We start from the raw sequence: 15,945 nt of genomic DNA, 5'->3' as shown, positions 1-15,945 counted from the left end.
AAATTAAATGAATTTTACATTTAACTAATTTTAAGTTATATATTAATAAAATTAAAATTATTATATCAAAATATTATATTTATGTAATATATTTTGGAAATATTTATTCAATTATTATTTTATAGTGAAAAAAAATGCATTTAAAAAAAATACCCATTGGAAAAAAAATACCTGATAGTGTATATGCAATCATAGAAATTTCATCTAATAGTTATCCTATAAAATATGAAATGGATAAAACAAATAATTCAATATTTGTTGACAGGATTATACCAACTTCTATGTTCTATCCTTGTAATTATGGTTTTATCAATAAAACGTTGTCATTAGATGGAGACCCACTAGATATTTTAGTACCTACTCAATATCCATTGCATATAGGAACTGTTATTTTGTGTAGACCTATTGGAGTTTTAAAAATGACTGACGAATCAGGTGTAGATTTAAAGATAATTGCAGTTCCAGATAAAAGCGTTACTAAAGAATTTAACTTTATTCATGATATACAAGATATATCATTAATTTTGAAAAATAAAATAACTCATTTTTTTAAAAATTATAAAAAATTAGAAAAAAACAAATGGGTTAAAATAGATAGTTGGGGTAGCAAAGAAGAAGCTAAGCAAGAAATATTGCAATCTATAAAAAGATATAAAAAAAAGTAACTTTTTCTATTTTATATCAAAAAAAAATAATAACTTTATTATAAGGAATATAAATAATAATATGTCAAAAATATGTGAATTAACAGGAAAGAAATCTATGGTTGGTAACAAAAGATCTCATGCAATGAATAAAAATAAAAAAAGATTTTTAGCCAACATACATTGGCACAAAATTTGGTTAAATAACGAAAAAAAATTTGTTAAAATGAAATTATCAAAAAAGGGATTACGTTTAATTAATAAAAAAGGAATAGAAAACATAATTTTTTAATAAACTAAACTTTACAATAAAAAGAGATATTTTTTATGGCAAAAAAAAATAGAAAAAAAATTAAAATGATTTCATCATCTGGAAGTAAACATTACTACACTACTACAAAAAACAAAAACAACAATAATAAATTAATATTAAAAAAATACGATCCAATATTAAGAAAACATGTTGTTTATGAAGAATCTAAAATAAAATAAATTAAATAATATAAACACATTTTATTTATAATATTTTTTAGAAAATAAAAAAAATATGGAGCTAGATGGAATTGAACCATCATCATTTACATGCCATGCAAATACTTTTACCATTTAAGCTATAGCCCCTTTCAAAATTAATTATATTGTTAAAAAAAAAAATATCAATTTTTTTTTAAAAAATTAAATACTTTTAACAAAATTGATAAATTTTTTTATTCTTATCAAGGATTTTTTTTTACCCATAATGTACAAAATTTTATAAATATTAGGTGACGATGTCATACCTGTTAATGATATTCTTAAGGGTAATCCTATAACATTAAATTTTATATTGTAATCTATAATAAATTTTTTGATATTTTCTGACAATTTTTCGACATTCCATAATTTTATATTTATTAAATTTTCGTAAATTTTTTCTAAAAAATTTAAAGATTTTATTATATCTATATTTATATTTTTTTGATATTTCTTTTTATCTATATTTTTATAAAAATATACAGATGATTCACATATTTCTTTTAAATTATTGCATCTATCAAAAAAAAGTTCAATTATTTTAGATAAACTAGGTCCTAAAGTAACATTAATATTTTTTTTTAAAAAATGTAATTTTAATTTTTTTTTTACATATTTATTAGGTAAAGATTTAATATAATACCTATTCAACCAATTTAATTTCTTAATATCAAAAATACTAGATGATTTATTTAAAAATTCTAATGAAAATAAATTAATTAAATCTTTAATACTAAATATTTCTCTATTTTTATAAGACCAACCTAATCTAACCAGATAATTTATTATAGATTCTGGTAAATAACCTTCGTCCAAATATTCTGTTATACTTTTTGCATTATTTCTTTTAGATATTTTTTTTTTATTATTGTCTAAAATCATAGAAACATGAGCATAAATTGGTATTTCTGAATTTATAGATTTAAAAATATTTATTTGTTTATGTGTATTATTTATATGCTCTTCACCTCTTATAACATGAGTTATTTTCATATCAATATCATCTATAACATTACAAAAATTATATGTAGGTGTTTTATTTGAACGTAGTATTATAAAATCATCTAATTGACGGTTTTTAATAGAAATTTTACCTCTGATAATATCATAAAAACTCACTATGCCTTTACTAGGATTTTTAAATCTAACAACATAAGATTTGTTATTTTTATAATATTTTTTTTTGTATCTACATTTTTTATCATATTTTCTAATAATTTTCTTTTTTTTTTGCATTTCATGTAATTTATTTAATCTTTTTTCAGAACAGTAACATTTATAGGCATGGCCAGAATCAATTAGTTTTTTTACTGCTAAAAGATATTTATTTATATTTTTGCTTTGAAAATATGGACCTTTGTTCCAATTTATTCTTAACATTTTTAATCCATCTATTATATCATTTACTGATTTTTTTTTATAACGATTATTATCAGTATCTTCTATACGTAATATAAATTCTCCTTTGTGATGTTTAGCAAATAACCATGAAAATAAAGCTGTTCTTGCTCCACCAATATGTAATAAACCTGTGGGACTTGGGGCAAATCTTGTTCTTATTTTCATAAAAAATACCTCTTTAAAAAAATTATTATTTTCTTAATAAACATTTATCATATTTTTTAATAAAAAAAAAATATTAAAAATCTTGCTATATTTAATATATAGTATTATTATACTTTATATCTGGGTGATTAGCTCAGTTGGTAGAGCTCCTCCTTTACACGGAGGAAGTCGGCGGTTCAAGTCCGTCATCACCCAAAAAATAAAAGGGTCGTTAGCTCAGTTGGTAGAGCAGTTGACTTTTAATCAATTGGTCGCAGGTTCAAATCCTGCACGACCCAATAAAAAATAAATTTATTGAATTAATATTTTTTTTAGTTTGTTTTCTTTTATAATATTAACATTTAATTTTTTTGCAATATAAAATTTAGAACCAAATTTTTTTCCAACTAACAAAACATCTGTATTCTTCGAAACATTATTTGTAAATATACCTTTTGATTTTATTAAAAAGTTTTTTAAATATTTTCTAGTATAATTTTCGAATATACCTGTTATTGAAACTTTTTTATTATAAAAATAATTTTTTTTATCATATTTATAGTAAATTATTTTAATCATGCTAATTAATTTTTTTATGATTAATCTATTTTTTTTATTATATATAAATCTATAAAAACGATTAGCAGTTTTAATACCTATATTTTTAATTTTATATAAATCTTTTAATGAAACATTAATTATTTTATTTATATTATTAAAATAATTAGATATATTTAAAGAATTAATAGTTCCTATATTTCTTATTCCTAAAGAATAAATAAATTTGTATAGTAAAATTTTTTTTGAATTTTTTATAGAATTTATTATTTTTTTTGATTTTTTATGACTAATAAAACTATTTTTTTCTAATATATAGGTATTTAAATTAAAAATATCAGAAAAATCTTTTATATAATTATTATCAATCAAAAAATTAGACAATTTTGGACCAAAATTATTTATGTTAAACGCGTTTTTAGAAACAAAATGATTTAAAGATTTTTTTATTTGATCTTTACATATTAAAGATGCATAACATCTATATGTAGTTTTTTTATAAGAATATTTTAATATTGATTTACATGAAGGACAATAAATAGGTATTTTTATTTTTTTTTTATTTTTATTATTTGATTTTATTACTTTTGTAATTTTAGGTATTACATCACAAGATCTTTTAATAATAACAATATCATTAATATATAAATTTAATTTTGATATTTTATTTAAATTATATAAAGAAACTTTTTTAATTTTAATATTAGCTATATAACAAGTTTTTAAATAAGCAACAGGTGTTATAACTCCTGTTCTTCCAACTTGGAATTTAACATATTTAACTTTAGTAACACATTTTTCAGCAGGAAATTTAAAAGCAATAGCCCATTTAGGAAATTTAGATGTATATCCAATTTTATTTTGTAATTTTGTTGAATTTATTTTAATTACTATTCCATCTATATCAAATTTTATTTTTTTTCTTTTTTTTTTAATTTTATTATAATATGAATATATATTTTTGTCATTTTTATATAAACAAATATTTTTATCTACCGGGAAACCCCAAGATTTTAGTTTCATCATTGCATTTAAATAACTTTTAGGTTTTTTTTTATTTTCCCAATAACCATAACCATGACATAAAAACATCAATTTTCTTTGGTATGTAACTTTAGGGTTTTTTTGTAATATAGATCCAGAAGCTGCATTTCTAGCACTAGAAAAAACTTTATGTTTATTTGTTAACAATTTTTTGTTAATATATTTAAAATTTTTTTTATTTATAAAAATTTCACCTCTAACTTCTATTTTTTTAGGTATTTTCTCGTGATTTATTTCTTTTGGTATAGATTTAATATTATATATATTTTTTGTAACATCTTCTCCTGAAATACCATTTCCTCTTGTTAAAGCTTTTATTAAAACTCCTTCTTTATAAATTAAATTTATTGCAACTCCATCTATTTTTAATTCGCAAATTAATTCTATTTTTTTTTTATTTTTTTTTATTTTTTTTTTTGTTTTTATTACAAATTTTAAATATTCTTTATATGTAAATATATTATTTAAAGAAAACATTGGAGATAAATGTTTATATGTTTTTTTTTTAAAAAAAATACCATTTCCAATATTTTTAGTAGGTGAGTTTTTTTGTTTTAAATTTGGGTTTTTTTTTTCTAAATATTTTAATTTATTTATAAGCAAATCATATTGATAATCTGTAATTTCTGGATCATTTATTGAGTAATATAAATAATTATGATAGTTTATTTTTAATATCAATTTTAAAATTTTTTTTTATATTTTTCATATTATTAATTTAATCCTTTTAAAAACTAAACCTTTATTATTATATAAATATCGTTAGTTTATATATTTTTGCATACATTTAATATTTTTATTTATTATAACACAATACATTTTATAATGTTTTAAATATAATTCAATAATAAAAAAAAATATTTATAAAAAAATTATATAAAATATTAAACATTACATATAATGTTAATATTTATAAAAAATATAAATTAAATTAAAAAATTTAGTTGATCTTTTTTTTTACAATAAAAATAAATATTTTATATTAACAATAAACAGAAAATAATTGTTACCATAAAATTTATTATTAATTATAAAATATTTTTATATAAAATATATTAAATGGAAAAAACAAATGTTTAAAAAAAAAATAGAAATTACAACAAAAAATGGATTACATACTAGACCTGCTGCAAAACTTGTAAAAGAAGCAAAAAAATTTTTATCAGAAATTACAATATCTTCAGATGGTAAAATAGTTAATGCAAAAAGTTTATTTAAACTACAAACTTTAGAATTAACACAAGGAAAAATTATAACTTTGTCTGCACATGGCGAAGATGAAAAACAAGCAATAAAACACCTCGCGAAAATAATATCTAATTTAAAATAATATTTTTTTTTAATTACTAAATTATAAAGAATAATGATATATAACAAAAAATATTAATTTAATATTATTAAAAAAATTTATAAAGGTTATCTTATGATTTCAGGAATTATAGCATCACCCGGAATAGCTTTTGGTAATGCTCTTTTAATTAAAGAAGAAAAAATTAATATAAATAACAAATCAATCTCTACTTATGATGTAAAAAAAGAAATTAAAAAATTTTTTTTAGCTAGAGCTAAATCTTCTGAACAATTAAATGTTATTAAAAAAAAAACTTATAAACTTTTTGGAAAAAAAAAATCATCTATATTTGAAGGTCATATAATGTTATTAGAAGATGATGAATTAGAACAAGAAATAATATCTATTATTAAAGAAAAATTATTTCCTGCTGACTATGCAATAAACATGGTAATAGAAAGTCAAGCTAAAGCGTTAGAAGAGCTAAAAGATGAATATCTAAAAAATAGAGCTGTAGATGTAAGAGATATAGGTAAAAGACTTCTTAAAAATTTACTGGGTTTAGATATAATTAATTTAAATGAAATTCAAAAAAAAGTAATTCTAGTAGCTAAAGATCTAACACCTTCAGAAACATCTGAAATTAACATAAAAAAAATTCTAGGAATTATAACAGATATTGGAGGAGAAACTTCTCATACTTCTATTATAGCTAAGTCTATGGAAATACCATCTATTGTTGGAACTGGAAATATAACTAAAATAGTAAAAAAAGGTGATTTTTTAATATTAGATAGTATTAATAACAAAATTCATATAAATCCCACAATCGATTTAATTAATAAACATAAAATTATTAAAAGAACATTTGACAAAAAAAAATATAATTTGTCTAAAATTAAAAAATTATCAGCTGTTACTTTAGATGGTCATAAGATAAAAATTGGAGCTAATATTAGTAATATTAGAGATGTTAAAAATGCAAAAAAACATGGAGCAGAATTCATAGGTTTATATCGTACAGAATTTTTATTTATGAAAAAAAAAAAATTACCTTCAGAAAATGAACAATTTGAAGAATATAAAAAAGTAGCACAAAAAATGATGAATAAACATGTAATTATAAGAACCCTTGATATAGGAGGAGACAAAAATATACCTTACATGAATCTTCCAAAAGAAGAAAATCCTTTTTTAGGATGGAGAGCTATACGTATTTCTATAGATAAAAAAGAAATTTTACACAAACAATTAAGAGCAATTTTAAGGGCTTCATATTTTGGAAAGTTATCTATTATGTTTCCTATGATAATATCTGTTGAAGAAATTAAAATATTGAAACAAGAAATTGAAATTCTAAAAAATCAATTAACACATGAAAAAAAATATTTTGATAAAAATATACAAATAGGTATTATGATAGAAACGCCTTCATCTGCAATAATTTCAAATTATTTAGCAAAAGAAGTTGATTTTTTTAGTATAGGAACTAATGATTTAACTCAATATACTTTAGCAGTAGATAGAGGAAACAAACTAATAGCTCATTTATATAATTCCATGCATCCTGCTGTATTAAAATTAATAAAAATAGTAATTGATTCTGCGCACAATGAAGGCAAATGGACTAGTATGTGCGGAGAGTTGGCAAGTAACAAACAAGCAACTATTTTGTTATTAGGTATGGGTTTAGATGAATTTAGCATGAGTGCTATGGATATACCAGAAATAAAAAAAATTATCAGAAACACTAGATTTGAACAAGCAAAAAAATTGTCAAATGAAATATTAAAATTGTCAACATATAAAGATATTGAAAAGTTATTAATAAATAAAAAAAAAATGCAAAAATATAATTAGGAAAAGTATATTATGGGTTTATTCTCTAAATTATTTGGTAATAAAAGACAAAAAAAAACAAAAGTTATAAAAATAATTTCACCATTGTCTGGTACAATAATAGAAATTGAAAAAGTTCCAGACAAAGTTTTTTCTGATAAAATTGTAGGTGATGGTATAGCCATAATTCCTAGAGGGAAAAGAATAGTATCACCTTGTGATGGTAAAATAGGTAAAATTTTTAATACAAATCATGCTTTTTCAATAAAATCAACAGAAGGTGTAGAAATATTTGTACATTTTGGTATAGATACTGTCAAATTGAATGGTTTAGGATTTAATCGTATAGCAAAAGAAGGACAAAATGTAAAACAAGGAGATTTAATAATAGAATACGATTTAAAAATATTATCCAAAAAAGCTAAATCAATAATTACACCAGTAATAATATCAAATATAGAAAAAATAAAAAAAATAAAAAAATCTGAAGGAAAAACAATATCTGGAAAGAGTATTATTATGTATTTAGAAAAATAGAAAAACACGGCGCCATGAGGTGCCGTTATTTTATAAAAAATATGAAATAATTAATTTATTTAACATTTGTTAAAAAATTTTTTTTATAATCATTCCTCCATTTTTCTATAATATTAACTCTTAATCTATTTATTTCATTACGTATATTAATTCCTTTTAACCCTAATTTTAATATTTTTGTTATATTTATTTTTTTAGAAATAATAAATAAATTATTTAAATATGTAGCAGGGTTATAATATATTTTTTTGTACGAAAAATATTTAATTTGATATATATCTATACAAAAAACTATTTTTTTTATTATTTTTGGATTTCTCCATACATCTATTATATTAAAAAACGAAATAATTTCTTCAGAAGTTTGTTTATAAATATTACTAATAAAACCAGAGAATCTAGAAATACAAATTACTAATTTTTTTGTTTTTTTAGGAATTTTCAATCTTTTGCATATTTTTAAAGCTAAATTATATGAGTAAATATATTTTAACTCTTCCACATTTTTATTTTCATATAATTGTTTGCTAATATAATAAAAAAAAGATGAAAATTTAACATCTATTTTATTAGTTATTTTAGAAATTTTACTTAACAAAAATAATGACATTTTGCCTATATTAATATTTTGTTTGTGATGTTTTATATTATATAATATATATATTTCAGGAAACAATATTGACAAAGCTCCACATTTGTATAATATTTCAAAATATATTTCAGGATTTTTAGATTTTAAAGCTTTTTCTGTTTCTTTCCATATTCTTTCAATAGATATATTTTTTATTTCTCCATTATTTACTATTTTTTTCATAAATATCATTGTTTCATGAAAAACATAAAATCCTAAATGCGACAAAAAAGCTGCAAATCTAGCTACTCTTAATACTCTTAATGGATCTTCTTGAAATGCTTTCGAAACATGTTTAATAACACGTTTATTAATGTCATTTATTCCATTATATGGATCAATATAATTTCCTTTACTATCTTGCGCTATTGCATTAATTGTTATATCTCTTCTTAACAAATCCTCTTTTAAAGTAACTTTAGAAGAACAATTAGTACGAAATCCTTTGTGACCTAATCCTATTTTTTGGTCAATTCTAGCTAAAGCATATTCTTCACCAGTTTTTGGGTGTATAAACACTGGAAAATCTTTACCCACTTGTTGATAATTTTTATCTAACATAACTTTTATGTTTGATCCTACAACAACCCAATCTTTATCTTTTATGGGTAATTTTAACAAATTATTTCTTATTGCTCCTCCAACTAGATAAATTTTCAATATATATTTTTAAAACCTTATATTTTTTTTATAAAATATTTGTTCGACATAACTTTAGTAAAACTATGTTAATTTTATAATTTAATAAAAAAATAAATTATTATTTATATTCTTTTAAATTATCATATAAAAACAAAAACAAAAATAATATTTAATAAAATTTTTTATTTAAATTAGATCACATTTTTCAATAGATAATTTAGGAAAAACTAAAATATTATTAGGAACAGTATATTTTCCTATTTTAAATCTTAAAAAACCAACGTAAGCTATCATAGAACCGTTATCAGTACATAAATCATAATCTGGATAATATATCTTAGAATTAGGAAAATATTTCATCATATGATTAATTTTTTTTCTTAAATACAAATTTTTACTAAAACCTCCAGAAATTAATAGATTAGTTACTCCTGTAGACTCTATTGCTCTTTTGCATTTTATGGTTAAAGTATTAACAATTGCATGTTCAAATGCAAAAGCTATATTAGCTTTAATTTGATCACTATTTTCATTTTTTTTAATAACATTAGTAACATGTGTTTTAAGTCCAGAAAAACTAAAATTTAAACCTGGTTTATTTAACATGGGTTGAGGAAAAACAAATTTGTTATTTAATTTTTTTTTAGCTAACATTGATAACTTTTTAGCTCCTGGGTATGGTATTTCCAATAATGTAGCAATTTTATCAAATACTTCACCTGCAGCATCATCTAATGATTTTCCTAATATTTTATATTTATTAAATTTTTTTATCAATACTAAATTAGTATGTTTTCCTGATACTAATAAAGATATAAAAGGATAAGTTAAATGATTTTTTTTATTTAAAAAAGGAGAAAAAATATGTCCTTCCATATGATTTATAGGGATAACAGGTATATTTAAAGATAGTGCTAAAGCATTGGCTACACTGGAACCTATTAACAAAGAACCAATTAATCCAGGCCCAGCTGTATAAGCTATAGCATTTATTTTAGAAATTAATATTTTAGATTTTTTTAATAAATATTTTATCAAAGGAATTATTTTTAATAAATGATATTTAGAAGCTAAATTTGGTACTATACCTTTATATTTTTTATGAATGTAACTTTGATTATATGATTCTTGACAAATAATGCCTTTTTTTTCTTTATATAAAGCAACACTTGTATCATCACAAGATGTTTCTATGCCTAATATTATCAAAATTTATATACCTAATTTTTTAATAGAAAATTATATGTATGAATTATATACTAATATTTAACCTATATTTAAAAATAGTATTTATAAATGTTATTTTTTTTAGTATAATATTTTTATATTTAACAAAATAAGATTATTCATATGCCTATTATTAAAGTTAGAGAGAATGAGCCGTTTGATGTAGCATTACGTAGATTTAAGCGTTCTTGTGAAAAAGCTGGTATATTAGCTGAAATAAGAAGAAGAGAATTTTATGAAAAACCTACTACAGAAAGGAAGAGAGCTAAAGCGTCAGCTATAAAAAGATTATCTAAGAAATTATTTAGAGAAAACTCTAAAAGAACTCGTCTGTACTAATATTAAAAAATATTAAATAAAAATATTTTATGTTAAGAAAAATACCAAACGAGTTTATTAACAATATTGTTATTCAAAATAATATAATTGATATTATAAATAATTACGTTAACTTAAAAAAAATAGGAAAAAATTATAAATCAATATGTCCTTTCCATGAAGAAAAAACTCCTTCTTTTACAGTTAATGAAGAAAAACAATTTTATTATTGTTTCGGTTGTGGTTCACATGGAAATGTAATTGATTTTTTAATGAATTATGAAAAAATAAGTTTTATAGATAGTATTAAAAAATTATCAATTATTTGTGGTTTAGAAAACAAATATGGAACTTATGACTATTCTTACAAAAAAGAAAAAAATGCACAACAAAAACATTACAAAATATTACAAAAAATATCAAAATTTTATCAAAAACAATTAAAAGAGTCTAATAATAAATATATTCATAATTATTTGAATAATAGAGGTATTAATCGTAAAACAATAGAATCATTTGAAATAGGTTTTGCAAATTCTGAAAATAAAATTCTAAAAAAATTTTATTATAAAAAAAAATATAAAAATATTTTAATAAAATCTGGATTAATTTATATCGATGTAAAAAATAACAAATATGATTTTTTTAAAAATAGAATTATTTTCCCTATTAAAGATGAATTTAACAAAACAATAGGTTTTGGTGGTAGATCAATATTTACATATGCAATTAAATATATTAATTCTCCTGAACATTTTGTATTTAAAAAAAAAAAAATATTATATGGATTAAATAAAATAAAAAAAAATAAATATAAAAAGATTATATTAGTAGAAGGTTATATAGATGTAATAACACTTAATCAATTTAATATAAATTATGTTGTTTCTTCATTAGGTACAAATATTACTAAATATCAAATTGAATTAATCTTTAAATATACTAATCACGTAATTTATTGTTACGATGGAGATTTAGCAGGAAAAAAAGCTTCATGGGAAGCATTAAAAAAAACAATATTCCATATAAAAGATGGTAGAAATATAAGTTTTATGTTTTTACCTAAACAAGAAGATCCTGATAGTTTAGTTAGAAAAGAGGGAAAAAAAAAATTTGAATACAGAATAATGAATGCTATATCATTATATGATTTTTTATTTTATAAAACATCACAGAAAACGCGTTTTAGTTCAATACATGAAAAGACTATTTTTACTAAAATTATTTTGTCTTTTATAAAAAATATACCTGGTAAAATAACAAAAATTTTTTTGTTAAAAAAATTAGCTAATAAAGTAGGAATCCCAGATATTAAACAATTAAAAATTGTTTTAATAAAAAACAAAAAAAATTTAAAAATACAAAAAATAAAAGTTACTAAAATGCGTATTTTAATAAGTTTGTTAATTCAAAATCCTTTTTTATCAAAATTTATAGAATCAGTAGATAATATTAAAAAAATTAAATTGTCAGGTATATCTATTTTTGTAGATTTATTAAATACTTGTTTTAAAAAACCAAATATGAACACAGCACAATTGGTTGAATTATATAGAAAAAATAATTTATATTTTATAATTAAAAAATTAGCAATATGGGATAATATGATAAAAAAAAATCAAATAAAGAAAATGTTTATTGATTTAATAAAGAATCTTCATAATATTCAATTAGAACAAAAAATAAATTATTTAATAAATATAGGAAAATATAGAGTTTTAAAAAAAAAAGAAAAACAAAAACTTTGGTTGTTAAATAAAAAATTATTTATAATATAAATATAATTTGTTACTTTAATGTTAAAATATATACCAATAATTTAAAAAATAAATTTAATAAACAATACATTTGGATATTATTTTATGGAAAATCAATTTAAATCACAATTAAAAAAACTTGTAAAAAATGGACAAAAAAAAGGTTATTTAACTTATGCTGAAATAAATGATTATCTTCCCGATAAAATTATTAATTCTCATAAAATTAAAGATGTTATTCAAATGGTTAAAGATATGGGCGTAAAAATTATTGAAGAATTACCAAATAAAGATGAATTAGTTTTAAATATAAATGATACTATTGTTTCAAATGAACATTTAAATGAAGATAATATACAAATATTTTCAAATGTAGAATCAGAAATAGGTAGAACAACTGATCCAGTAAGAATGTACATGAGAGAAATGGGTTCTGTAGAATTGTTGACTAGAGAAGGAGAAATAGATATTGCTAAAAGAATAGAAGATGGTATGAATAAAGTTAAATCTTCTATAGCGCAATTTCCTAAATCTATTACATATTTGTTAAATCAATATAACCGTGTTGAATCTGGAGATATTAGATTGTCAGAATTAATTACAGGTTTTGTAGATGTTGATGAAATAAAAAATATTTCTACATTTAAAAATAATACACAAAATATAAATTTGTATAAAAATATAAAAGAAAAAAAAGAAAAAAAAATATGCAAGGAAATAACAGAAAATGATGACGATGAACACATAATAGATCCTGAATTAGCAAAAAAAAAGTTTTTTGAGCTGAAACAACAACATAAAATAACCATAAAAACAATAAAATTAAGAAAAAAAAAACATAAAAAATCTTTAAATGAAATAAAAAATTTATCAGTAATATTTAAGCAATTTAGATTAGCACCTAAACAATTTGAATATTTATCAAATTATATACGTATATTAATTAAAAAAATTAGAAAAGAAGAAAAAAAAATTATTGATATATGTATAAAAAAATTTAATATATCAAAAAAAGAATTTTACAAAGTATTTTTTAAAAAAAATTTTGGAAAATGGTTTGAAATTAATAAAAAAATTAACAAAATAAGTGCAAAAAATACAGATAAAATCAAAAAAATAAATTTAAGTATAAATAAATTATTAAAGCTAGAAGAAAAAACTGGTTTAAGCATTAAAGAAATAAAAAAAATAAATAAAAATATGTATATAGGAGAAGTAAAAGCCAAAAAAGCAAAAAAAGAAATGGTTGAAGCAAATTTAAGATTAGTAATATCTATAGCAAAAAAATATACCAATAGAGGTTTGCAATTTTTAGATTTAATACAAGAAGGTAATATTGGATTGATGAAAGCAGTAGATAAATTTGAATATAGAAGAGGTTACAAATTTTCTACTTATGCAACTTGGTGGATTAGACAAGCTATTACTAGATCTATTGCAGATCAAGCTAGAACTATTAGAATACCTGTTCATATGATAGAAACAATCAACAAATTAAATCGTATTTCAAGAAAAATTCTACAAGAAATTGGAAGAGAACCAACTCCAGAGGAACTTTCAGAAAAAATGTTAATACCTGAAGACAAAATCAGAAAGGTACTTAAAATAGCTAAAGAACCAATATCTATGGAAACACCTGTTGGAGATGATGAAGATTCTCATTTAGGAGATTTCATAGAAGATACTACATTAGAATTACCATTAGAATCAGCTACAAATGATAGTTTGAGAACAGCAACACATAATATTTTATCTGGTTTAACACCTAGAGAAGCCAAAGTGCTAAAAATGAGATTTGGTATTGACATGAATACTGATCATACTCTAGAAGAAGTAGGTAAACAATTTGATGTTACTAGAGAACGTATTCGTCAAATAGAAGCAAAAGCTTTAAGAAAATTAAGACATCCTAGTAGATCTGAAATATTGAGAAGTTTTTTAGATGATTGAATAACATATATCTTAAATTAATTATACAAAGCTTCTTTAATAAGAAGCTTTGTAATTAATTTATATGAGTTATATAAAATGTAATTTCATTATTTAAAAAAGTATTTATTTTAATTAAATATTATTTTTTTCTTAATTAATAATTTAATTATTATATAATGATTTATTATTTAAATAATATTTAAAATAAGCAATAAATATTAAAAATAATTATTTTTAATATTTGTTTATAAAATTTTTACAAATAACACTTATTACTTTATGTTTATTAAGAGTATAAAAATGAAAATGTTTAACACCTTCATAAGAAAGAATTTTAATCATATCAATGATTATATATGAACTTAATATGTCATAACTAAATTTATCATTTTCATCTAATTTATTAAAAATTTTGTAAATCCAACTAGGTATTTTAACGTTTGTTATATTAGAAAATTTTTTTACTTGTTGAAAATTATATATAGGTAAAATTCCAGGAATAATATCAACATTTATATTGTTAGAAACACAATTATCTCTAAATTTTAAAAAAGATTTTATATCAAAAAAAAATTGAGTAATGGCTCTATTTGCTCCAGCATCTATTTTTTTTTTTAAATTAATCAAATCAAAATTTTTATTTTTTGCTTGAGGGTGAACTTCTGGGTAAGCAGCAACAGAAATGTCAAAATCAGCTGTTTCTTTTATTATTTTAACTAAATCTACAGCATACATGATTGAATTATTATTTTTTTTAGCAGGTAGATCACCTCGTAAAGCAATAATATTTTTTATTCCATTTTTCCAATATTTTTGCAAAAGATTTATTATTTCATGTTTTTTTAAATCTATACATGTAATATGAGGTGCAACATTTAATTTAGTTTTTTTTTTTATTCTTGTTACTGTTTCAAATGTTAAATCTTTCTCACCACTATTAGCCCCATACGTTACAGATAAAAATTTAGGTTTAAAATATTTTAGTACATTAATAGATTCATATAATATTTTTTTTTTTTTTTTGTTTTTAGTAGGAAAAAATTCAAAAGATATATTAATTTTATTTTTTATTGACGATAAATTTTTATTTATTATTTCTTTTAAATGTAAATAAGAAAACTTCATTATTACTCCAATTAATAATTTTTATTAATATTCTAAATATTTTTATATTTTATTTTTTTATTATTTTTATACATAAATTATAAATAATAAATAAAAAAAAATTTATAATAATTTAATTATTAAATATATTTAATTTATTTATATAATATATATATAATAGAAAAATTAAATATTTTTTTAAATTTTTATTTTTTTTAATAAATTTAATATATTAATATTTTATTGAAGAGTACACATTTTTTTTAATTTAATTTTGTAAAAAAAAAAAATTAATATTTTGATATAATGTTGAAATTTTTTAACAAAACATATATAATTTTTGTTAATGTTTTTATAAACAAT

The 15,945-nt window shown here is 19.8% G+C and carries 14 protein-coding genes and 3 tRNA genes; 11 read left to right on the top strand and 6 right to left on the bottom strand.

The window, feature by feature from the left end:
• Window positions 1-134: 134 nt before the first annotated feature.
• The 3 genes from ppa to rpmG all read left to right on the top strand — a co-directional run bounded on the left by ppa (window position 135) and on the right by rpmG (window position 1,136).
• Window positions 135-665: an inorganic diphosphatase gene (gene ppa / locus RJX39_RS00290; RefSeq protein WP_343192656.1), complete on the top strand. Its 531-nt coding sequence runs from the start codon at window positions 135-137 to the stop codon at window positions 663-665.
• A 61-nt stretch (window positions 666-726) separates the two neighbouring features.
• The gene (rpmB, locus tag RJX39_RS00285; protein ID WP_343192655.1) at window positions 727-936 is read left to right on the top strand and encodes a 50S ribosomal protein L28; all 210 of its coding nucleotides are present in this window, start codon (window positions 727-729) and stop codon (window positions 934-936) included.
• 35 nt (window positions 937-971) lie between these two features.
• Window positions 972-1,136 (top strand): 50S ribosomal protein L33, encoded by a 165-nt coding sequence (gene rpmG, locus RJX39_RS00280; RefSeq protein WP_343192654.1) that lies wholly within the window; start codon window positions 972-974, stop codon window positions 1,134-1,136.
• Between the two features lie 56 nt (window positions 1,137-1,192).
• Here the strand turns inward: rpmG and RJX39_RS00275 are convergent.
• Window positions 1,193-1,265, bottom strand: a tRNA-Ala gene (locus RJX39_RS00275).
• A gap of 54 nt (window positions 1,266-1,319) precedes the next feature.
• Complete coding sequence (gene gltX, locus RJX39_RS00270; protein WP_343192653.1) at window positions 1,320-2,723, bottom strand: glutamate--tRNA ligase; 1,404 nt, start codon at window positions 2,721-2,723, stop codon at window positions 1,320-1,322.
• 122 nt (window positions 2,724-2,845) lie between these two features.
• Between gltX and RJX39_RS00265 the strand changes: the two genes are divergently transcribed.
• Window positions 2,846-2,918: transfer RNA gene (locus tag RJX39_RS00265), tRNA-Val, on the top strand.
• A 10-nt stretch (window positions 2,919-2,928) separates the two neighbouring features.
• Window positions 2,929-3,001, top strand: a tRNA-Lys gene (locus RJX39_RS00260).
• Between the two features lie 13 nt (window positions 3,002-3,014).
• Here the strand turns inward: RJX39_RS00260 and ligA are convergent.
• Window positions 3,015-4,985, bottom strand: coding sequence for an NAD-dependent DNA ligase LigA (gene ligA / locus RJX39_RS00255; protein ID WP_343192652.1), 1,971 nt, complete (start codon window positions 4,983-4,985; stop codon window positions 3,015-3,017).
• A 391-nt stretch (window positions 4,986-5,376) separates the two neighbouring features.
• On the opposite strand from ligA, the gene RJX39_RS00250 reads away from it, so the two are divergent.
• From RJX39_RS00250 to crr, 3 genes are all read left to right on the top strand, one after another.
• Window positions 5,377-5,634 carry an HPr family phosphocarrier protein gene (locus RJX39_RS00250; protein ID WP_343192651.1) on the top strand — a complete coding sequence of 86 codons (258 nt, stop codon included), beginning with the start codon at window positions 5,377-5,379 and terminating at the stop codon, window positions 5,632-5,634.
• A gap of 93 nt (window positions 5,635-5,727) precedes the next feature.
• Window positions 5,728-7,455, top strand: a complete 1,728-nt coding sequence (gene ptsI / locus RJX39_RS00245) for a phosphoenolpyruvate-protein phosphotransferase PtsI (protein WP_343192650.1) — start codon at window positions 5,728-5,730, stop codon at window positions 7,453-7,455.
• Between the two features lie 12 nt (window positions 7,456-7,467).
• A complete protein-coding gene (crr, locus tag RJX39_RS00240; protein WP_343192649.1) occupies window positions 7,468-7,971 on the top strand; it encodes a PTS glucose transporter subunit IIA in 504 nt (167 codons plus the stop codon).
• Between the two features lie 55 nt (window positions 7,972-8,026).
• Here crr and RJX39_RS00235 read toward each other — a convergent pair whose 3' ends face one another.
• Both RJX39_RS00235 and tsaD read right to left on the bottom strand, forming a co-directional pair.
• Window positions 8,027-9,262: a hypothetical protein gene (locus RJX39_RS00235; protein ID WP_343192648.1), complete on the bottom strand. Its 1,236-nt coding sequence runs from the start codon at window positions 9,260-9,262 to the stop codon at window positions 8,027-8,029.
• A gap of 168 nt (window positions 9,263-9,430) precedes the next feature.
• A complete protein-coding gene (tsaD, locus tag RJX39_RS00230; protein WP_343192647.1) occupies window positions 9,431-10,453 on the bottom strand; it encodes a tRNA (adenosine(37)-N6)-threonylcarbamoyltransferase complex transferase subunit TsaD in 1,023 nt (340 codons plus the stop codon).
• Window positions 10,454-10,594: 141 nt separating this feature from the next.
• Between tsaD and rpsU the strand changes: the two genes are divergently transcribed.
• The 3 genes from rpsU (at window position 10,595) to rpoD (ending at window position 14,496) form a co-directional block, all read left to right on the top strand.
• The gene (gene rpsU / locus RJX39_RS00225; RefSeq protein WP_343192646.1) at window positions 10,595-10,810 is read left to right on the top strand and encodes a 30S ribosomal protein S21; all 216 of its coding nucleotides are present in this window, start codon (window positions 10,595-10,597) and stop codon (window positions 10,808-10,810) included.
• A gap of 29 nt (window positions 10,811-10,839) precedes the next feature.
• On the top strand, window positions 10,840-12,567 hold the full coding sequence (gene dnaG / locus RJX39_RS00220) for a DNA primase (protein ID WP_343192645.1): 1,728 nt from the start codon (window positions 10,840-10,842) through the stop codon (window positions 12,565-12,567).
• 84 nt (window positions 12,568-12,651) lie between these two features.
• Window positions 12,652-14,496 carry an RNA polymerase sigma factor RpoD gene (gene rpoD, locus RJX39_RS00215; RefSeq protein ID WP_343192644.1) on the top strand — a complete coding sequence of 615 codons (1,845 nt, stop codon included), beginning with the start codon at window positions 12,652-12,654 and terminating at the stop codon, window positions 14,494-14,496.
• A gap of 216 nt (window positions 14,497-14,712) precedes the next feature.
• On the opposite strand, the gene metF is transcribed toward rpoD, so the two are convergent.
• A complete protein-coding gene (gene metF / locus RJX39_RS00210) occupies window positions 14,713-15,603 on the bottom strand; it encodes a methylenetetrahydrofolate reductase (RefSeq protein ID WP_343192643.1) in 891 nt (296 codons plus the stop codon).
• Between the last annotated feature and the right edge of the window lie 342 nt (window positions 15,604-15,945).

The sequence above is a fragment of the Buchnera aphidicola (Taiwanaphis decaspermi) genome (assembly GCF_039405155.1).
GTDB classification, from domain to species: domain Bacteria; phylum Pseudomonadota; class Gammaproteobacteria; order Enterobacterales; family Enterobacteriaceae; genus Buchnera_M; species Buchnera_M aphidicola_B.
The sequence above is the reverse complement of the archived record's forward strand: the minus strand, read 5'-3'. Positions and strand labels throughout refer to the sequence as shown.

What these genes read in the sequence shown, in the direction of transcription:
- ppa (WP_343192656.1), top strand. Translation starts at nt 135, where the DNA reads ATGCATTTAAAAAAAATACCCATTGGAAAAAAAATACCTGATAGTGTA.
- rpmB (WP_343192655.1), top strand. Translation starts at nt 727, where the DNA reads ATGTCAAAAATATGTGAATTAACAGGAAAGAAATCTATGGTTGGTAAC.
- rpmG (WP_343192654.1), top strand. Translation starts at nt 972, where the DNA reads ATGGCAAAAAAAAATAGAAAAAAAATTAAAATGATTTCATCATCTGGA.
- gltX (WP_343192653.1), bottom strand. Translation starts at nt 2,723, where the DNA reads ATGAAAATAAGAACAAGATTTGCCCCAAGTCCCACAGGTTTATTACAT.
- RJX39_RS00250 (WP_343192651.1), top strand. Translation starts at nt 5,377, where the DNA reads ATGTTTAAAAAAAAAATAGAAATTACAACAAAAAATGGATTACATACT.
- ptsI (WP_343192650.1), top strand. Translation starts at nt 5,728, where the DNA reads ATGATTTCAGGAATTATAGCATCACCCGGAATAGCTTTTGGTAATGCT.
- crr (WP_343192649.1), top strand. Translation starts at nt 7,468, where the DNA reads ATGGGTTTATTCTCTAAATTATTTGGTAATAAAAGACAAAAAAAAACA.
- rpsU (WP_343192646.1), top strand. Translation starts at nt 10,595, where the DNA reads ATGCCTATTATTAAAGTTAGAGAGAATGAGCCGTTTGATGTAGCATTA.
- dnaG (WP_343192645.1), top strand. Translation starts at nt 10,840, where the DNA reads ATGTTAAGAAAAATACCAAACGAGTTTATTAACAATATTGTTATTCAA.
- rpoD (WP_343192644.1), top strand. Translation starts at nt 12,652, where the DNA reads ATGGAAAATCAATTTAAATCACAATTAAAAAAACTTGTAAAAAATGGA.
- metF (WP_343192643.1), bottom strand. Translation starts at nt 15,603, where the DNA reads ATGAAGTTTTCTTATTTACATTTAAAAGAAATAATAAATAAAAATTTA.